Origin of the sequence: Hyalangium sp. (genome assembly GCF_045802625.1) — a bacterium.
Taxonomy (GTDB): Bacteria; Myxococcota; Myxococcia; order Myxococcales; family Myxococcaceae; genus Hyalangium.
Window position 1 is genome coordinate 75,768 of record NZ_JBJMQP010000059.1, and the last position, 19,008, is coordinate 94,775.

13 protein-coding genes, 5 tRNA genes and 1 other RNA gene are annotated in these 19,008 nt (G+C 68.0%); 5 read left to right on the plus strand and 14 right to left on the minus strand.

The features are described 5' to 3' along the window. Positions 1-11: 11 nt before the first annotated feature. The 11 genes from ACJ8AT_RS12710 to ACJ8AT_RS12760 form a co-directional block, all read right to left on the minus strand. Positions 12-2,471: an FAD-dependent oxidoreductase gene (locus ACJ8AT_RS12710; RefSeq protein WP_407737972.1), complete on the minus strand. Its 2,460-nt coding sequence runs from the start codon at positions 2,469-2,471 to the stop codon at positions 12-14. A gap of 105 nt (positions 2,472-2,576) precedes the next feature. Further along, the gene (locus ACJ8AT_RS12715; protein WP_407737973.1) at positions 2,577-4,112 is read right to left on the minus strand and encodes a phytoene desaturase family protein; all 1,536 of its coding nucleotides are present in this window, start codon (positions 4,110-4,112) and stop codon (positions 2,577-2,579) included. A 102-nt stretch (positions 4,113-4,214) separates the two neighbouring features. Beyond that, positions 4,215-4,303: signal recognition particle sRNA small type (ffs, locus tag ACJ8AT_RS12720), an RNA gene on the minus strand. Positions 4,304-4,316: 13 nt separating this feature from the next. Further along, a tRNA-Ser gene (locus ACJ8AT_RS12725) sits at positions 4,317-4,403 on the minus strand. A 19-nt stretch (positions 4,404-4,422) separates the two neighbouring features. Then, a tRNA-Ser gene (locus ACJ8AT_RS12730) sits at positions 4,423-4,509 on the minus strand. Between the two features lie 5 nt (positions 4,510-4,514). Next, on the minus strand, positions 4,515-4,982 hold the full coding sequence (gene tadA, locus ACJ8AT_RS12735) for a tRNA adenosine(34) deaminase TadA (protein ID WP_407737974.1): 468 nt from the start codon (positions 4,980-4,982) through the stop codon (positions 4,515-4,517). Positions 4,983-5,007: 25 nt separating this feature from the next. Further along, positions 5,008-5,084: transfer RNA gene (locus ACJ8AT_RS12740), tRNA-Arg, on the minus strand. A 29-nt stretch (positions 5,085-5,113) separates the two neighbouring features. Beyond that, positions 5,114-5,203, minus strand: a tRNA-Ser gene (locus tag ACJ8AT_RS12745). Between the two features lie 43 nt (positions 5,204-5,246). Then, a tRNA-Ser gene (locus ACJ8AT_RS12750) sits at positions 5,247-5,333 on the minus strand. A 79-nt stretch (positions 5,334-5,412) separates the two neighbouring features. Then, the gene (gene serS, locus ACJ8AT_RS12755) at positions 5,413-6,693 is read right to left on the minus strand and encodes a serine--tRNA ligase (RefSeq protein ID WP_407737975.1); all 1,281 of its coding nucleotides are present in this window, start codon (positions 6,691-6,693) and stop codon (positions 5,413-5,415) included. 92 nt (positions 6,694-6,785) lie between these two features. After that, a complete protein-coding gene (locus ACJ8AT_RS12760; RefSeq protein ID WP_407737976.1) occupies positions 6,786-10,961 on the minus strand; it encodes a tetratricopeptide repeat protein in 4,176 nt (1,391 codons plus the stop codon). Positions 10,962-11,189: 228 nt separating this feature from the next. Between ACJ8AT_RS12760 and ACJ8AT_RS12765 the strand changes: the two genes are divergently transcribed. From ACJ8AT_RS12765 to ACJ8AT_RS12785, 5 genes are all read left to right on the plus strand, one after another. Beyond that, the gene (locus tag ACJ8AT_RS12765) at positions 11,190-12,506 is read left to right on the plus strand and encodes a protoporphyrinogen/coproporphyrinogen oxidase (protein ID WP_407737977.1); all 1,317 of its coding nucleotides are present in this window, start codon (positions 11,190-11,192) and stop codon (positions 12,504-12,506) included. A gap of 90 nt (positions 12,507-12,596) precedes the next feature. Continuing rightward, positions 12,597-13,310, plus strand: coding sequence for a glycosyltransferase family 2 protein (locus ACJ8AT_RS12770; RefSeq protein WP_407737978.1), 714 nt, complete (start codon positions 12,597-12,599; stop codon positions 13,308-13,310). Positions 13,311-13,319: 9 nt separating this feature from the next. Further along, the gene (locus ACJ8AT_RS12775) at positions 13,320-14,261 is read left to right on the plus strand and encodes a polysaccharide deacetylase family protein (protein WP_407737979.1); all 942 of its coding nucleotides are present in this window, start codon (positions 13,320-13,322) and stop codon (positions 14,259-14,261) included. A gap of 188 nt (positions 14,262-14,449) precedes the next feature. Continuing rightward, on the plus strand, positions 14,450-15,088 hold the full coding sequence (locus ACJ8AT_RS12780) for a hypothetical protein (protein WP_407737980.1): 639 nt from the start codon (positions 14,450-14,452) through the stop codon (positions 15,086-15,088). A gap of 92 nt (positions 15,089-15,180) precedes the next feature. Continuing rightward, positions 15,181-15,648, plus strand: coding sequence for an SRPBCC domain-containing protein (locus ACJ8AT_RS12785; protein WP_407737981.1), 468 nt, complete (start codon positions 15,181-15,183; stop codon positions 15,646-15,648). A 354-nt stretch (positions 15,649-16,002) separates the two neighbouring features. Here the strand turns inward: ACJ8AT_RS12785 and ACJ8AT_RS12790 are convergent, their stop codons facing one another. From ACJ8AT_RS12790 to ACJ8AT_RS12800, 3 genes are all read right to left on the minus strand, one after another. After that, positions 16,003-16,410 carry a hypothetical protein gene (locus ACJ8AT_RS12790; protein WP_407737982.1) on the minus strand — a complete coding sequence of 136 codons (408 nt, stop codon included), beginning with the start codon at positions 16,408-16,410 and terminating at the stop codon, positions 16,003-16,005. Between the two features lie 132 nt (positions 16,411-16,542). Next, positions 16,543-17,058 carry a helix-turn-helix transcriptional regulator gene (locus ACJ8AT_RS12795; RefSeq protein WP_407737983.1) on the minus strand — a complete coding sequence of 172 codons (516 nt, stop codon included), beginning with the start codon at positions 17,056-17,058 and terminating at the stop codon, positions 16,543-16,545. A 250-nt stretch (positions 17,059-17,308) separates the two neighbouring features. After that, the gene (locus ACJ8AT_RS12800; RefSeq protein WP_407737984.1) at positions 17,309-18,496 is read right to left on the minus strand and encodes a serine/threonine-protein kinase; all 1,188 of its coding nucleotides are present in this window, start codon (positions 18,494-18,496) and stop codon (positions 17,309-17,311) included. Positions 18,497-19,008: the final 512 nt, after the last annotated feature.

Genomic DNA, 19,008 nt, shown 5'->3' on the forward strand with positions numbered 1-19,008 from the left:
AGGATCCGTGCCTAAACCTTGATACGCTTCATGTCAGGGTCGTACATGGGACGCAGCGAGACCGTGGCCGGATAGCGCTTGCCCGCGATCTCGACGTCCCACTGCCCTGACTCGAGCCAGGCTGCGTCAATGGGCTCGTTGGACTCGACCATCACCAGTCCCACCGCGCCGCCGAGCGTGTGCCCATAGGAGCCAGCGCGCACGTACCCCACCATCTTGCCGTCGCGGCGCACCACCTCGGCATGGAACAGCATCGGCTGCGGATCCTGAACCCGCAGCTGCACCATGCGCTTCTTGAGCGGGCCCGCGGCCTTCTTCGCCAGCACCGCCTCCTTGCCGATGAAGCCGCCCGGCTTCTTGAGATCGACCGCGAAGCCGAGCCCCGCCTCGAGCACGGAGTCGGTATTGTCAATGTCGTGGCCGTAATCGCGGTAGCCCTTCTCCATGCGCAAGGACGCCAGCGCCTTCAGGCCCGCGTGCCGCAGCCCGAGCTTCTCGCCCGCCTCGACCACGCGCTCATAGGCGTGCACCGCTTGCTCGGTCGGGATGTATAGCTCGTAGCCGAGCTCGCCCAGGTAGGTGATGCGCACGCACAGCGCACGCGCGAAGCCGATGTCGATCTCTCGCGCGCAGCGGAACGGAAAGGCCTCGTTCGACATGTCGGCGCTCGTCACCGACTGCAGGAGCTCACGCGAGCGGGGCCCCTGCACGTTGAGCTGCGCCCAGCCCGAAGTCACATCCGTGACGAAGGCATGCGCGGTGTCAGGGAAGTGGCGCCTCATCCAGGTCTCGGCGTGGCGATGCGCGGTGTCCGACGCCACCACCCAGTAGCGCTCGTCGTCGAGCTTGGTGACCGTCAGATCGGCCTCGAGCGTCCCGCCCTCGTTGAGCCATTGGGTGTAGGTGATGAACCCGGAGGGCCCGTCCACGTTGTTGGCGGAGATGAAGTTGAGCAGGCGCCCCGCGTCGCGGCCCTGCACCAGGAACTTGGCCATGAACGACATGTCCATGACGATGACGCCCTCGCGCGCCGCCTTGTGCTCCGCGGCCCAGTGGGGAAACCACTTCTGCCTGCCGAAGGAGAGCGGCCCGGGATCCGGCGGGGTGCCGGGCTCGCCGTACCAGTCGGGGCTCTCCCAGCCGCTCACGTCCCGGAAGTAGGCGCCGCGGGCGGCGAGGCGATCATGCCACGCCGAGCGCTTGGCGCCGCGAGCGGTCATCATCGAGCGCGTGGGGTAATGGCACTGGTAGACCATGCCGAGCGACTCGACGGTACGCGTGCGGCGGTACTCGGGGTTCGACTGATAGGTGTGCAGGCGATCGATGTTGAAGCCGGTGATGTCGACGCCGGGCTTCCCCGTCAGGATCCAGTTGGCCATCACCCGCCCGAGCCCGCCGCCCGTCAGGATGCCGATGGAGTTCAGCCCCGCCGCGACGAAGTAGTTCTTGAGCTCGGGCGACTCTCCAACGATGGGCTGCAGGTCCGGGGTGAAGCTCTCAGGGCCGCAGAAGAACTTTCGCACGCCCGTCTCCAGCGAGATCGGCACGCGCGACATGGCCTTCTCCAGGTAGGGGCTCATGCGCTCCCAGTCGGGAGGGATCTCCCCGAAAGAAAAATCCTCGGGGATGCCGCCCACCTTCCAGGGTGCGCAGACAGCCTCGAAGAGGCCGATCATGAGACCACCCACCTCCTCCCGGTAGTAGCCGTACGAGGCAGGGTCCTCGATCACCGGCCAGTCTTTCGAGAGGCCGGGGATCTTCTCGGTGATGAGGTAGTAGTGCTCGGCGGCCTGGAGCGGGATGTTCACGCCGGACTTCTCGCCAAGCTGCCGGGCCCAGGCGCCGGCGCAGTTGACGACGTACTCGGCCTGGATGTCGCCATACGCGGTCGTGACTCCGGTGACGGCGCCGCGCTGCTTGAGCACGCCCGTGACGGGGACGCCCTCGATGATCTTCACGCCCTGCATGCGCGCGCCCTTGGCCAGGGCCATCGTCGCGCCCACCGGATCGGCGCGGCCGTCCTCCTTGACGTAGAACCCGGCGAGGATGTCGTCGGTGCGCGCGAGCGGGAAGAGCTCCTTCACCACGCCGGGGCCGATCTCGTGGACGTCCACCCCGCAGTAGCGGTTGAAGGCCGCGACCCGGCGGTACTCTTCCAGGCGATCCGCGTCGGCAGCGAGCTCGATGAAGCCAATCGGCTTGAACCCCGTGGACAGGCCGGTCTCGGCCTCCAGCCGGCTGTAGAGATCGCGCGTGTACTTGCGCATCTCCGTCGAGGTCTCCGACGTGGAGCCGAAGGTCACCATGAGCCCCGCGGCGTGCCAGGTGGTCCCCGAGGTGAGGCGATCGCGCTCGAGGAGCACCACATCCTTACAGCCCATGTGGGCCAGGTGATAGGCGATGGAGCAGCCGATGATCCCGCCGCCGATGATGACGACGCGGGCCCTTTCGGGCAGGGAGATGTCAGACATGGCGCAGGAGCATACCGCCGAACTTCGTGCGCGGTCGCGCTCGGTGCTTGCCGCCTCGGCTCCGGAAGCACGGCTGCTTGCCTCAGCCGGCGTCTGGGGCAGGGGTCAACGTCCCAGGGCCTTGAGCACCACCCCCGCGGCGTTGTGCCCAGCGGCGCCGATGACGCCGCCGCCAGGGTGGCACCCGGCGCTGCAGAAGTAGAGCCCCTGGACAGGCGTCTCGTAGGGCAGCCGCTCGTTGAAGCCGCGCTTGTTGTCCACGTGTTGGATATGGCCGTGGGTGATGCCGAAGTGTGACTCGATCTTGGGCGGGGTCAGCGTGAAGGTCTCCACCACGAGCTCGCTGGTGCCCGGGGCGAAGCGATCGCAGATGGAGAGCAGGTGCTGGACGTAGCGCTCCTCCTCCTTCTCCCAGGTGGAGCCCTTGGGCTGGTAGGGCACCCACTGCACGAAGAGGGCGGAGTTGTGGTGTCCCTGGTCATCCCGGAGGCTGGGATCGATCGGAGTGTGGAAGTACCACTCGATCGAGGGGAACTCCGCCAGCTTGCCGGCCTTGGTGTCCGAGTAGGCCTTCGCGAGAGACTCGAGCACGTCCTCCTGCGGGAGCAGGTGGATGGTGGGGCCGAACTGGCCCCGGTCCTCGGGCAGGCAGGTGAAGGTGGGCAGGCCCTTGAGGCACAGGTTCACCTTGAGCGTGGTGCCCGGCGTGGCCAGGGCGTCCACCCGCTTGCGGTAGTCCGCCGGCAGGGCCGAGGCCTCCACCAGCTTCAAGGTGCGGAACGGGTCCGCGTTGGACACCACCACGCTGGCGGAGAGCTCCTCGCCACCCTCCAGCACCACGCCCTTCACCACGCCCCGATCCGTGCGGATGGAGGCCACCTTCGCCCGGGTGCGGATCTCCCCGCCGTGCTTCTGGACAATCTTCGCCAGCGACTGGGTCACCGTGCCCATGCCGCCACCGACGATCATCCACGTGCCTCCGCTGCCGGGCAGCCGGCACATGTTGTGGCCGAGCAGGTTCATGCCCGCGCCCGGCGTGTCATAGCCCGCGTCCGCCCCGGAGAAGGCGTCCGTCACCGCGTACATGGCCTTGAGCAGATCCGACTCGAAGCCGAAGCGGTCCAGGTACTCGCGCGCCGAGCCGCGACACAGCCGGATGAAGGCGGTGCGCAGGGTGGGGCGGATGAAGCGCTCGGCCGTCTCCTCGAGCGACAGCGGCGGCAGCAGCCACGCCGGCGCCAGGTCATCCCGGATGGCCGCCAGCTCGGCGTTCATGGCCTGGTTGGCGTTCCAGTCCGCCTCGGAGAAGAAGGCCAGGAACTGGCGGCGCATCTCCTTCTCGTTCGAGCCGAACAGGAGGTAGCGCGTGTCCAGCGTGGGCAGGAAGTAGTGCGGATCCCTGCGCTTGAGGGGCAGCTCCAGCTCCAGCTCTTGCATCAGCTCCGGAGGCATGAGCCCCAGCAGGTAGGCCCCCGTGGAGACCCCCAGCTTGGGCGCGGAGCGGAAGGGGTACTCCGTCTTGCTCGCCCCGCCGACGGTGGCCTTCTCCTCGAGCACGGTGACCTTCAAGCCCCGGCGCGCGAGCAGCGCAGCGGCGACGAGCCCGTTGTGGCCTCCACCGACGACGATGACATCCGGCATGGTTCCCCTCCGCGTCACCCGCGCTTAGCCGAAGCGCGGGGGGGCGAGCGCCCGCAAAAGCAAAGAGCCGACGCCCCCGAGGGGGCATCGGCTCTTCACAAGAGAAACGGCCGGGACACACGCGAAGGTGCGCTACCGTTGCTTCCTTCCGGACCTGGCGGGGTTCACGTCCCCACGTTGTCCCGACCACAAAAATAACACCTACGGAGAGGGTGGGATTCGAACCCACGATACCCGTTAAGGTATGCACGCGTTCCAGGCGTGTGCCTTCAACCGCTCGGCCACCTCTCCAAGGTCCTGCCACATCGAGCGGAGAGCGTAGGATTCGAACCTACGGTACCGTTCCCGGTACGCCTGATTTCGAGTCAGGTGCCTTCGACCACTCGGCCAGCTCTCCAATATTCACTTGTCACGCCTCTTCTCGCGCAGCCGCTCGAAGAAGCTCTTGAGAAGCAGGCGGCTCTCGTCCGCCTGGATGCCACTCGTCACCTGGAGCCGGTGATTGTGCCTCGGCTCCTCGGCCAGGTTGTAGAGCGAGCCCACCGCTCCGGCCTTGGGATCCATCGCCCCGAACACCAGCCGCGTCACCCGCCCCTGCACCAGCGCGCCCGCGCACATGGCGCACGGCTCCAGCGTCACGTACAGGGTGACCCCCATGAGCCTCCAGGCTCCCAGCGCCTTGGCGGCCGCGTCCAGCGCGAGCAGCTCGGCATGAGCCAGGGGGTTCTTGTCCACCTCGCGGCGGTTGAAGCCCGTGCCCACGACTTTGCCAGCGTGCACCGCCACCGCCCCGACGGGGACCTCTCCGAGTGCCGCCGCTTCCCGCGCCAGCGCCAGCGCCTGCTGCATGAAAGCGTCGTCTTCACTCATGGAGAGAAGCAGCGCGGGGGAAGAGTGGCGCTCCCTGGAGGATTCGAACCTCCGGCCTTCGGATTCGTAGTCCGACGCTCTATCCAGCTGAGCTAAGGGAGCGTGTCTTCCAGCGCTGCTACAACGATAAGTGGCGGAGAGAGAGGGATTCGAACCCTCGATACCGTTTCCAGTATGCAGGTTTAGCAAACCTGTGCCTTCAGCCTCTCGGCCATCTCTCCAAACCTTCTCTGTCAAAGAACTGCGGAAAACAAGGAGAAACTTCGGAGGAAGTAGGATTCGAACCTACGGAGAGCTTTCACCCTCTGCGGTTTTCAAGACCGCTGCCTTCAGCCGCTCGGCCATTCCTCCCCTTCTGCCGTGCGGCCCGCCAACCTGCACGGGGCCGCCCTTCTACCTCATCCGCATCCCATTGCAATGGGGATGTGGCTCACAGGGGCCGGATCTCCCGCATACCCCCCATGTAGGGGACCAACGCCTCCGGGATGGCCACGCTTCCGTCCTCGCGCTGGTAGTTCTCCAGGATCGCAATGCTCGTCCGCCCCACGGCCAGACCGCTGCCGTTGAGGGTGTGGAGCAGCTGGGGCTTGTCCCCCTTCTGGGCGCGGAAGCGGATCTTCGCCCGCCGGGCCTGGAAGTCGCCGCAGTCCGAGCAGGAGGAGATCTCCCGGTACGCTCCCTGGCCGGGCAGCCAGACCTCGATGTCGTACGTCTTCCGGGACGCAAAGCCCATGTCCCCGGTGCACAGCAGCATGACGCGGTGGTGCAGCCCGAGCCGCCGGAGGATGTCGCACGCGTCATCCGTCATGCCCTCCAGCTCCTGGAGGCTGGTCTCCGGGGGGGCGAACTTCACCAGCTCCACCTTGTGGAACTGGTGCTGGCGGATGAGGCCGCGGGTGTCCCGGCCGGCGGCGCCCGCCTCGGCGCGGAAGCACGGGCTGAAGGCGCAGTACTTCAGCGGCAGCTGGCCGCCCTCCAGAATCTCGTCCGCGTGGTAGTTGGTGACGGGCACCTCGGCGGTGGGGATCAGGAAGCGCTCCGGATCACCGCTCGTCTTGAAGGCGTCCTCCTCGAACTTCGGGAGCTGGCCGGTGCCCATCATCGTCTCGCGCAGCACCAGGTAGGGCGGCAGCAGCTCCGTGTAGCCCTTCTGCGTGTGCACATCGATCATGAAGGTGACGAGCGCCCGCTCCAGCCGCGCCAGCGCCGCCTTGTAGAAGGTGAAGCGGCTGCCGGACACCTTGGCGGCGCGCTCGAAGTCCAGCATCCCCAGCTTCTCGCCGATGTCGAAGTGCTGCTTGGGCGTGAAGAGGAAGCTGGGCTTCTCGCCCCAGAGCTTCACCTGCTGGTTGCCGTGCTCGTCGGCGCCCACGGGCACGGACTCGTGGGGGATGTTGGGGATGAGCAGGAGGATGCGGTTGATCTCCTCCTCGACTTCCTTGAGGCGGGCCTCCTTCTCCTTGATCTCCTGGGAGACGGCGCGAAGCGAGCCGCGCAGCGCCTCGAGGGCGGCGGGATCCTCCTTCGCCTTCTTCTTCATCTCCTCGTTGGCGGCGTTGCGCTTGGCCGACAGCGACTCCATGGCCACGTAGAGCTCCCGACGCTCGGTGAAGAGCTTCTGGAAGGTGCCAAGGTCCAGGTTGCCACTCCGGGTCTTCAGCCGGGCGACGACCGCATCGAAGTTCTGGGCGATGTAACGGAGATCCAGCATGGGGGGCGACTTGTAGTCACCCGGGACGTGTCCGGCAAGCTGGACCTGACCCGCGACGCCCGGAAGCGGACGTCGCGGGGGGCCGGGGGGTGCTACTCGAGGGCGGCGATCTCGTCCTCGATCTCACGCTTGTCGTCGGCGTTGGGCTTGAGCTCCAGGTACTTCTTGAAGGCCGCGGCGGCGTCCTTCTTCTTGGCCCGGTCCTTATAGGAGAAGCCCAGGTAGTAGTAGGCCATGGCGTTCTGCGGCTCGGCGGCGATGGCCTTCTTGTACCAGTCAATGGCCTTGGACTGCTGCTCGCGCTCGGACCAGGAGCGGCCAATCTTGTAGTAGACGTAGGTGAGCTCCGGGGCCTCCTTGAGCGCCTTCTCGTAGCGCTTGATGGCCTCGTCCCAGCGGCCGGCGCTGAAGAACGCGTCGCCAATGGCGCCCAGCACCCGCTTGCGCTTGGGATCCACGGTGAGGGCGGCCTCCAGCGACTTGATGGAGTCGTCGATCTTGCCGGTGTCCAGGTACACGCGGCCGAGCGCCTCGTAGGCGTCCGCGTTCTTCGGATCCAGCTCGATGACCTTCTTCCACTCCTCGATGGCCTCGGAGTAGCGCTCGTCCTTGCGGTAGATGTCGCCCAGGGCGTAGTGGTAGTCGGCCCGGTTGGGGGCCTTCTCCACGGCGAGCTTCATCTGCTCGACGGCGCCGGTGTACTCGGCGCGCTTGGACTTGACCATGGCCAGGTAGTAGAGCGCCTCGTGGTTGGAGGGCTCGCGGGTGAGCGCCAGGCTGAGGTTCTTCTCCGCGCCAGCCATGTCCCCCTTCTCGTAGAACACCGCGCCCAGGGTGATGGGGATGGTGGTCGAGCGGGGATCTTCCTCCTTGGCCTTCTCCAGCTCGGTGATGGCCTCGTCGAGCTGGCCCAGCCGCCACAGCACGGTGCCGCGCTGCAGGCGCCCGTCCTTGAGCAGGTGCGGATCCAGCTCCAGGGCCTTGTTGGCGTTCGTCTTCGCCTTCTCCAGGTCTCCGCCCAGCAGCGCCACGCGGGACAGGCCCAGGTAGGCCTCGGCGAGGCTGGGGTTGAGCTGGGCGGACTTCTCGAACTCCTGCTGGGCCAGCTCCAGCTTGTTCTCGGTGAGCGCCAGCTCGCCCATGCCCGCGCGCACGCCCGCGTCCTCCGGAGCCTTCTTCTCGGCCTCCTCGAGCTGGGTGCGCGCCTCGGTGTTGCGGCGCAGGCGCAGGTAGAAGCGGCCCAGGTGGAGGTTGGCCTCGAAGAGCTTCGGGTCCGCCTTGATGGCGCGCTGGTAGTGCCCCTCGGCGTCGGCGAGCTGATCACGCGCGTCGTCGATGCGGGCGAAGAGCAGGGCGATGCGCGCGTCATTGGTGAAGCGGGCGTTGGCCCCCTCCACCGCCTTGAGCGCGTCAGCGATCTTGCCCAGCATGAGCAACGAGGTGATGTAGCCCTCCGTGTAATCCAGGGTGCCGGGCTCCTCCTTCGACGCGGCCTCGTAGAGCGGCAGGGCGCCGGCGAAGTCGCGGTTGGCGCGCAGCACGCGGGCCAGCTGGGCCTTGATGAAGAGCGAGCCCGGATCCTTCTGTATCGCGTCCTTCAGCTCCGCCTCGGCCTCCTTGAACTTGAACTGCCCGGCGAGCGCCACGCCCCTCAGGCTCTTGGCGCGGGCGATCTCGGCCGGGCCCAGCGCCGCCAGGGCCTTCTCGTCCAGCGCGCGGTTCACGGCCTCCAGGCCCTTGGCGGGGTCTCCCTTGAGCAGCAGCAGCTCCACCGCGGCCAGCTCCACCGCGGAGATGACGTGCGCGGGGTCCGCCTGGAGGGCCGCCTCGTACGCCTTGGCGGCCTCCTCGGCGTGGCCGGCGTCCCGGTGCAGGTTGCCCTTCATGTGCAGGGCCTTGGCCGAGTCCTTGCGGACAGTGAGCACCTTGTCGATGGTGGCCAGGGCGTCCTTGTCCTGGTGCTTGAGGGCCTGGGCCTCGGCCAGCAGGAAGGCCAGCTCCACGTCACCGGCGTTGGCCTCGCGGCCGTAGGCATCCTTCAGCCCCTGAAGGACCTCGTCCGGCAGACGCCGGGCCAGGGCGGAGCCCGCGAAGGACTTGAGCGCCTCCACGTTCTTGCTCCCGAGCAGCTCGAAGTCCTCGCGGTTCGCCTGGCACCTGGCCAGATCCTTCGTGTCCGCGGCGGCGTAGCGGCGCTGGAGGTAGAAGATGGACTGGCACCAGAGGGCGCGGACCTCGGGGTACTCCTTGGTGGCGAGCACCTTGGCGGTCAGATCCCGCGCCTGCTGGTAGCTGCTGAAGGTGTCCGCCAGCAGCGCCTTGCGCGCGTTCTCCACGTCCGTGGCGGCGGGCGAGCCGGAAGAGACGCGAGCGGGGAACAGCTTGCGATGGCCGAAGACGCCGTACTTCGTGAAGCCGAAGCTGAAGCCGATGAGCAGCACGAGCGTCACCGCGCCCGCGGCGATGAGGTAGGGGATGCGCTTGCGCCACTTCTCGTAGGAGCTGCTGCGGTCCACCACGGCGATGCCCGCCATGCGGCCCTCGTACAGCTGCTTCATCCGGTCCATGCTGGCGGTCGGGTTGGGCGCCGGGGCCGACGGGTCCGGAGCCGCCTCTCCCGCCGGAGCCACGGCGGGCAGGCCCGTCTTGGAGGAGGGGCCCTCCATCAGCTTCTGGATGGCGGTGGCGAACGAGGCCACCGTGCCGATGGGCGTCCAGTTGTCCGAGTCCGTGGAGACGTCCTCGTTGCCCAGGAGCTGGCCCTCCTCAAGCATCTTGACGATGACGCCCTCCTCGAACGGGCCGAAGACCTTGCCCGAGCGGCGGCGGACCTGGAAGCGCTTCACCTTGGCCGCGCCCTTGGCGTTGCTCTCCTTGGCGGCGTCGTCGATGAAGCTGAGCATCTCCAGGCCATCCGCGTTGCCCGCGGTGGGCGGAGGCGGGAGGGGCGCGGAGAGATCCACCTCGAGATCATCCCCGGCCGGGCCACTCGAGGGCGCCGTCGGGTCGAACTCGAGCGAGTCGCCCGCGGACGGAGCGCTCGGCAGGGGATCGTCAAAGCTCACGTCCCCGAAGTCGCCCATGTTCACAGGCCCGGATGGAGCGGGGGCGGGGGGCGGAGCGGCCTGCTGAGGAGGTTCGCTGAAGTCGAGGTTGAGATCCGGCGCGGGTGCGGGCGGCGGCGGCTCCGAGAGATCGATGGCGAACGGATCCGACTCCGGGGCGGGCGCGGGGGGCGGAGGGAACGCGAAGGCGTGAGCTGGAGGCGGCTCCGAGGGTTCCCCCATCGGGGGGAGGGAGAAGTCCTGATCCGGGGGCGGCGCCATCGCGAAGGCATCCTCCGCGGGCGCACTCTCCGGGGGCGGCGACAGGGCGAAGGGATCCTGCTCCGGAGCCGCGGGCGGCGGCGACAGGGCGAAGGGATCCTGCTCCGGAGCCGCGGGCGGCGGCGGCAGGGCGAACGGATCCTCCGTGGGGGGCGCGCTCGCCTCGGCGTAGCCCTGCTGATCGTCATACGCAGGCGGGGGCGGGAGGGCGAACGGATCGTTCGGATCCGCCGCGCCCTGCGGCATGGCTGCCTCCTCATACATGGGGGCCTGCGGGTCCGCCAAGCCGGGCAACGGAATGGCGACGGTCGCGTCCTGGCCGAAGGGATCGTACTCGCTGGTCAGGCCGGAGGCCGCGGCGGGATCCTGAGCATAGGGATCCGCGGCGGGCTCGTTCGAGAAGTCGAAGTCTCGCGCCGTGCCAGGCACTTCCTGCGAGTAGGCGGGGGCGGGCGGCGGCTCCGGAGGAGCATCCCGGAACGCGGCGCTCGGCAGCGAGGAGAGGGAGACGACGCGGGTGGACTCCTGCTCGTCCCACGCGTAGTCCCCACCGCCAGCGGCCGCGAACGGATCCGCCGCGGGCGCGGGAGGCAAGGGGATGGCGGCGGACTGGGGCGCGGCGTAGCCCGGCAGCGGGACGGCGGCGGACTGGGGCGCGGCGTAGCCCGGCAGCGGGACGGCGGCGGACTGGGGCGCGGCGTAGCCCGGCAGCGGGACGGCGGCGGGCTGAGGCGCGGCGTAGCCCGGCAGCGGGATGGCAGCGGACTGGGGCGCGGCGGTGCCTGGCAGCGGGATGGCTACCGGGGTGGGCATTCCCTCCGAGAGCGACCGGATGGGGAAGGTGTTCTGGCACCGGGCGCATTTCAGCTTTGCGCCGCCTGGGGGGATCCGCTTGTCATCGATGTTGTAGTTCGTCTGGCAAGTCGGGCACGAGACTTTCATGGGATTCCTTCAGGGACCTGCTGGCGCGAGCGCCTGCGAGCGGGCTGATCATCCCGCAGCGCGGGCGCAGGCTATCAGAGGCGTTTCCGGCGCGGAAAGAACGCGAACAAGCGGGCTCCCGTCCGCCCTTGGTGTCCAGGCGAGGGGGCGGGGGCCCGTATGCCCGGGGACGGGGGCCCACACGTGGTGACCCCACCCCCAGGCGGGAGGTGGTAGACCCGGGAAGGTATGGATCCTACCCTCATTCTCGGTGCGGGTCTGGCGGGCCTGTCCGCCGCCCACTTCCTCCAGCGCCCCTGGCAGCTCATCGAGAAGACGGAGCGGGTGGGCGGCCTCATCAAGACCGAGCTCATCGAGGGGTGCTACTTCGATCCCACCGGCCACTGGCTCCACCTGAGGGATCCCGAGATCAAGGAGCTGGTGAACACCCTCTGGCTGCCGGGGCAGATGGTGAGTATTCAACGCAAGGCGGCCATCTTCTCCCGAGGCGTCTTCACCCGCTTCCCGTACCAGGTGAACACCCACGGGCTGCCGGCGGAGGTCATCTCGGAGAACCTCGTCGGCTACGTGGAGGCCATCTACGGAGAGAAGGGCCGCGAGCTGCGCGAGCGTGAGCCCCGCAACTTCGAGGAGTTCATCCTCCGCTACATGGGGGAAGGCTTCGCGAAGAACTTCATGGTGCCCTACAACCAGAAGCTCTGGACGGTGCACCCGCGAGAGCTGTCGGCGGCGTGGGTGGGGCGCTTCGTGCCGCGGCCCAGCCTCAAGGAAGTGGTGGACGGGGCGCTCGGGGCGGGCAGCGATCAGCTCGGGTACAACGCTTCGTTCCTCTACCCTCGCGAGGGCGGCATCGAGAGCCTGGCCCGCGCCATGCTGCGTCACCTGAAGGGCGGAGAGGTGCGCGTGCGCACCGAGCCCACCGCCATCGACTGGAGGGCCCGGAAGGTCACTCTGTCGGACGGGGGCACGCTCGGCTACTCGGAGCTCTTGTCCACGCTCTCGTTACCGCACCTCGTGGGCCTGCTCGCCCGAGGAGCCTCCGGGGTGCCGGACGAGGTTCGGGCCGCCGCCAGCCGGCTGCGCGCCACCACCGTCACCTATGTCTGCGTGGGGGCTCGGGGGAAGAACCGGCAGCCCTGGCACTGGATCTACCTGCCCGAGCCCGAGTTCAAGACGTACCGCATCGGCTCTCCGTCCGCGGTGTACGCGCCGCTCGCGCCTCCAGACACGGCCAGCTTCTATGTGGAGTACAGCCACCACGGCGAGCTGTCCCGCGCCCAGTGCGAGCAACACGCCGTGGAGGATCTGGTCCGCTCGCAGATGATCCACTCGGCTGAGGACCTGCTCTTCGCTCGCGCCGTGGAGATCCCCCACGCTTATGTCCTCTATGACGATGCGTATGGCCCGGCGAAGACGGAGATCCTCCGCTTCCTCGAGCACGCTCGCATCCTCACGGCCGGGCGTTACGGGCAGTGGGAGTACTCCTCCATGGAGGACGCCATCCTCGGTGGCCGAGCCAGTGCCCGGGTGCTGAACGAGCGTTGACCGCCTGCCGGTGGGACAGCGACGGTTGTCGACGGTCGGCGGCGGCCATGCTAGGTCGGGCTCTTCGCCTGTGTGCGTCCCACATCGACCATGGCCGCTCCGTACCTCACCATCGTCATCCCCGTTTACAACGAAGAGGCCATCATCGGTTCGGCGGCGGCCGAGCTCTGCCAGGGGCTGGACGCTCGCGGCTGGGACTACGAGGTCATCTTCGCGGAGAACGGCTCGCGCGACGCCACGCCCCAGCTCCTCGAGCAGATGTGCGCGCAGAACCCGCGCCTGCGGTGGTTCCACTCGGAGCAGCCCAACTACGGCGCGGCGCTCAAGGCCGGCATCCTGAAGGCCCGCGGCACCTATGTGGTCTGTGACGAGATCGATCTGTGCGATCTCACCTTCTATGACGCGGCCCTGCCCCGGCTGGAGCGAGGCGAGGCGGACATGGTGGTGGGCTCGAAGGCGGCCAAGGGCGCCAGTGATCAGCGCCCCATCATTCGGCGCGTGGCCACGCGGGTCCACAACCGGCTGCTGTGGGTGACGCTGGGCTTCAAGGGCACCGACACGCATGGGCTCAAGGCGTTCCGCCGCGAGGCGCTGCTGCCCGTCATCGCCAAGTGCGTGGTGGACATGGACGTGTTCGCCAGCGAGTTCGTCATCCGCGCCTGGCGCGAGGGCTTGAACGTGATGGAGATCCCCATCCAGCTCCACGAGAAGCGTCAGCCGTCGATCCACCTCTTCAAGCGAGTGCCCAACGTGTTGAAGAACCTGGGCAAGCTCTTCTACGTCATCCGCATTCGAGGCACCTGAGAGGCTCGCGTGGCTCGGCGGCTCGCGTCCATCTCCGTCGATCTCGATTCGCTGCACCACTATTGCCGCATCCATGGCCTGCCGGAGTCCGTGCTGGACGGGCGGGCCCGAGGGCTCGTGTATTCCACCGCCGTGCCGCGCTTCCGGGAGTTGCTGCGGGCCGTGGGAGCGCCTGGGACGTTCTTCGCCATCGGAGAGGATCTTGCGGACGCGGCGGCGGCTCAGGCGCTCCGGGAGTCCCATGCGGACGGCATCGAGGTGGCCAACCACAGCTTCTCGCACGATTATGCGCTGACGCGGCGGGCTCCGGACTCCATCCGCGAGGAGCTGGCGCGCGGTGAGGAGGCCATCCTCGCCGCCACGGGCACTCGGCCCGTGGGCTTCCGGGCGCCGGGCTACACGCTGAACGCCGCCCTCTACGCGGCCACGGCCGAGCGCGGTTACCTCTATGGCTCGTCCACGTTCCCGGCGGCTCCGTACTACGCGGCGAAGGCCGCGGTGATGGGCGCGCTGGCGGCCCTCGGGCGTCCGTCTCGGTCGATCCTGGACAGCCCCCGCGTCCTGCTGGCGCCGCGCACTCCGTACCGGCCCGATCCCGAGCAGCCCTACCAGCGCGGCACGGGGGCGGTGCTGGAGCTGCCAATGGCGGTGACCCCGGGCGTGCGCTTCCCCTTCATCGGCACGTTCGCGACGACCCTGCCGCTGCCGGCCGTGCGTGCCGCGTGGCGCTCGTGCCGGGGCGATGCGTTCTTCAACTTCGAGCTGCACGCCGTGGACGTGCTGGACGCGGCCGACGGAATCCCTCCGGAGCTGGTCCGCCAGCAGCGCGACCTACGAGGGCCCTCGGCTCGGAAGATGGAGCGGCTGGCGGAGATCTTCCGCTGGCTCAAGGCGGACGCCGACGTGGTCACCCTGCGCGTGGCCGCCGAGCAGCTCGCTCCCACGCTTTGATCTTTCGGAAGTCAGGAGTGGGGGCAGGCGGCGAGTACAGTCGTGCCTGACGGCCCCGGTGGAGTACGCGCCGGCCCCCGTCGAAGGGGGGATGTGTGGTTGTGGTGCGCTTGATACGGTGGAAGCGATCTGGATGCGCTGCGCTGGTACGCCACCATTCGCGTGTGAACACGCCGGGAGGGAGCGAGATGCAGTTTCGGCCCATCGTGGATGACGGCGAACGGGAGTCCTATCGCCAACTTTTCCGCGAGCACTCGGGGGTCACGCTTCCTGCCGAGTACTGTGCCGGCGCGAAGATCGTGGGTGGCTTCAATCGAGCGGGGACCCTGGTGGGCGGCTTCCTCGTCGCCCCGGGCTCCGCGATGCGATGGCCGACCCTGCTGCCGAGTGCCTGCCCGTTTCAGCAACGTGTTCCACTCGAGCGTATGGTCGAACTCAATGGGCTGTGGTTGAGCCCTTCCGAGCGAAGAGGCGGAGAGGCGGCGCAGTTGTGGGCTTGCGTTGGAGAAACCATCTTCGCGACCGGCGCGAGCTACGTCACCTACGCGACGGACGTCCGCAAGCACGGGCTCATGAAGCTGTACCGCCGGATCTCGAGCGCGCAGATCTACGAGGGGCCTTTCCTGTCGGAGGCGATTCCGATCGGCGCGGTGTTCTACCTGCGACCGTGGCGGATCCAGGTGTTGCGGATGATCTGGGCCACGGGGTTGTTGCAAGCGGTGCTGTTCCGGAAGCCGCAGGATGCGTATGGGATGCCGATTCGTCGCTGGCACCCGCTGGGCTGGTTGAAGGAGCGGATGAAGCGCCGCGCGCGTCCGCCCGTCTAGGCTAGCGACTCTCCGTTCCAAAAAGGGACACCGATCCCCATGACCCCCATCACCCCTCCCCAAGCAGTCACCACCCCGTTCGAGGAACCTCAATGAGCGATATCCGCATTGTCCGCGACTACCCACACTCGCCCGCGAAGCTCTGGCGCGCGTTGACTGATCCCGCGCTGATGGCGTTGTGGCAGATGCGACCCGAAGGCTTTTCACCCGTCGTCGGCACGCGCTTCAAGCTCATCGCGAAGCCGCAGCCCGGTTGGCGTGGGTTCGTCGAGTGCGAGGTGGTAGAGGCGAGCGAGCCGTCGGTGCTGAGCTATTCGTGGGTCGGCGACGAGAACGGAAAGCCGACGCGCGTCACGTACACGCTCGCGCCGCACGGCGGGGGCACACGGCTCACATTCCTGCACTCCGGCTTCACAGGCATCGGCGGGTTCATCCTCGCGAAACTGATGATGGGGCCGGGGTGGAAGAAGATGCTCGGCACGACGATCCCCATCGTGCTCGCAGATCTCGACGACGCAGGGAAGCTCCGGCCGTCAAGCACGCTCAAGCCGAAGTACTGAGCGAGGCCCACTCGAGCTCCGGTGAGTCCGTCCATGAGGCGGCGGGAATCGAAGCCGTGTAGGGGGGAAACCGGCCCGCTCTGAAAAACGGCCCTCCCCTCGGTTTCCCTCTGAAAATCGGCCCCTCGAAGCGTCCACACGAGTCCGCACGAGTCCAGCGGATTTGGTCCTTTTTTGGTCCCCTTGGTCCCTGCTGGCTCTACCTCCGTGGACCGTGCCAGGAACCGCAGTGGGGCCAACCGTTGCGGGGGGTAGCCCAGTCTAGGTGGCGCGCCCGCGTTGGATACCCGCAGGCACTCACCTCTGGCCACAGTCCGGCTGTGGAGCACGCGACAAGGCCGCAGCGCTCGCGCGTTAGTCGGCGTCCTCCGAGGCAGCAGAGGCGATGCAGGCGTCGCAGACGGCAGCGTCGTAGGGACGTGCCCAATGCGGGTTACGGTTTCCTGCCCCATCGCAGTACTGCAACTCCCCGTCCTTCCAGGTCTCTCCACAGTCGAAGCAGATGAACTTTGCCTCCCCGTCCTTGCCCCCGGTGGTCGGACGGACAACAAGTGATTCCCCGTCGCAGTCTGGACACTCGGAGATGGGCAGTTCGCCACCGTCCTTCACGGTTTCGTACTTGCTGATCCCGAGGACCGTCACGACGTACTCTTCTGCAGCGCCGCCCCCGCTGTCGGTGTAGCCGCACTTGCACTTGGGCTCTCCATCCCCCAAGACCAAGGACTTCTTCCTGCACTTGGGGCACTCCACGCTGGTGGTCATGGTGTCTCCGATGAGTCGAAGGGAAAGGGGCCTCTATAGCCACGAGGAGGGCACCTGTCACCAGAACCCAGCGGGCGAGAGCATCAAGCGAACAGCAGCGGCCCCAGGCCCGGCGGGAACAGGTGAGCCGGACTACCGCTCCGCTACGAGGGACATGACAAGCCGCAGAATCAGCTTGACCTGTAGCCCCTGAAGACGTCCCAGCAGGCGCAGCAGGCGGCGCATTTCTGGGGTATCTGTCAGTTCTGGGGGAACCTCGCTCCGGACCACATCCGGCAGACTGCCCACGGGGGCAAAGCCCATCAATTCGTGCGGGCCACTTCGCAGGGCCACGCACAGCCGGAACAGCGTGGGCACGCTGGGAAGCATCTTCCCGCGCTCTAGCCGCCCGTAGACCTCGGGAGCCTTGCCAATGCTCGCAGCGAGATCAGCTTGAGTGAACCCCGCGCGCATCCGCGCCGCTCGCAACGCCCTTCCGAGCGTCGCCCCGAGCCGTTGCTCTCTGCGCGTCGCGTCCCGAGGAAGCAGGGGACGGCGACTGCGGGACTTGCGCCGAGAGAGACCCTCTGGGGGCCGTGCTGTCTGGTGGCCTTTCATCGTGGGAACCTCGCGCCACGCCAGCACGAAACATCCAAGCCGGGGGCGCATGACAGGGAGAGAGGCAGGCAGCCGCTCAGTTCACCGGGCGCGGTGAACTGCCGCGACCAGGGGCGCCCCCAGGATGCAGGGCGCCCCCAGTCGCTTCGCCCTGGCCACGCCGATCCCCCTCGGTGTGGCCAGTGGCACGCGCTCCGATGGGATCGGCCTGTCCCCCCTCCAAGGTCAGAGGCAAGCCGATCCCGTCTCGGCGCGACGCCGATGCGGGCTGCGAGGCTGAGAGTGGCGCGGGAGCCGAGCGCTACGCGGAGCTACCCGGGGACGTGATCACGTGATCAGCGGACAGCTTGCGCGTAGTGGACGCGGAATCCTGTGCAGTGGGGCCGCCTACGTCCTTGTGCATGCGGGCGGCTGCCGAGATGCGCCGCAACTCCGCGATAGCTTCGGGGCCTCCGTAGGGCGCGCCCAACGCGGCCAGTCCCTTGCGGAGATCGTCCTCTAGCGCTGCTGCTGACGGGTAGCGATCTTCTGGGCGCCGCTGGAGCAACGCTCGGAGGATGGAGCGCAGCGGGGGGAACACGTCCTCTGTCAGTTCCTCGACCTCCTGCGCGGTGTACGTGGCAGCCCGCAGGATGTAGTCGTCAACTTGCTCGGGCAGTTCGGCAATCGTGGCGATGTTGTGAGCGGCTACCACCTTGGCGCGCACGTCGGGCGTTAGCGCCTCCTCCAAGTCAGAGGCCCGCAGCGTGGGCATGCTGTAGAGCCCCCTTCCGGTGACGATCTCCAGCATCACCAAGCCGAGCGCGAACAGATCCGAGCGCGGATCCATCGGCTCGCCTAGAAGTGCCTCGGGGGCGCCGTAGAAGGCATCCCCCTGCGGGCGGGGCACGGAGGTTGCCACCCGGCCCGGTAGCAGCGAGCGGGCGAGCGCAAAATCCGTGAGCCTGATCGAGCCGTCACCCTTCACATAGATGCGGGCGGGGTTCACGTCGCGGTGAATGATGCCGAGCGGGCGCCCCGTCTCGTCCGTGCGCGTGTGCGCGTGGTCTAGAGCGCTCGCCACTTCGGCGCCCACGTGAAGCGCAAAGCCCGCCGACAGGCAGACGCCCCGCATGCTCGCGGCTGTCTCGATGGTGTCTAGCCGCGTGCCTGAAACTCGCTCGCACAGGATGTAGAGAACCCCGTGAGACTCGGCCCGTCCCAGAACCCGGGCGATGTTCGGATGATCCAGGTAGGTGGCCAGCCGCGCCTCTTCCTCAAGCCGCGCGCGTATCCTGGCGAGCGCTTCGGGGTCGTGCTTGGGCGATGTGGGCAGCACTCTTCGCGCGATGTAATTTCCCTCCGGTCCCAGGCGTGAGCGCTGCTGCACGATCAGCACCGTTTCGCCGTGGTTGGTCGTCTCCAGCACTCGGAGGAACGCATAAGAGAAATCGCCCAGGGAGAAGAGGATCGCCCCCTCGGGCAACTGGGGGCCTGTGACGGTGGCCATGGATGGAGACTCCTAGAGGCACGCGAGCGGGGCGCCGCGCGACGGGAGGAGAAACTACCCGGCACATGGGGGCAGGGGGAACGATGGGGGAGGTTGGGCGGGAGCGTTCAAAAACCGGCGAATTTCCAGCGCTGCCGCACAAATGCACCCCTTAGCGCTCGGGAGTCTCAACCCGGGCCGAGCTGGAGCTGTCCGACGTGGGCGCCACCGGGCCGAGCTGGAGCTGTCCGACGTGCGCGCCACCGGGGCCGAGCTGGAGCCGTCCGACGCGCGCGCCACGAGGCCGAGCTGGAGCTGTCCACCGCGCGCCCACCGGGCCGAGCTGGAGCGGTCCACCGCGCGCCCACCGGGCCGAGCTGGAGCGGTCCGACGTGCGCGCGCCACGGGGCCGAGCTGAACGCGGCGACGATGGCTGCCGTCCTGGCGCGCGCCACCGGGCCGAGCTGGAGCTGTCCGACGTGGGCGCCACCGGGGCCGAGCTGAACGCGGCGACGATGGCTGCCGTCCTGGCA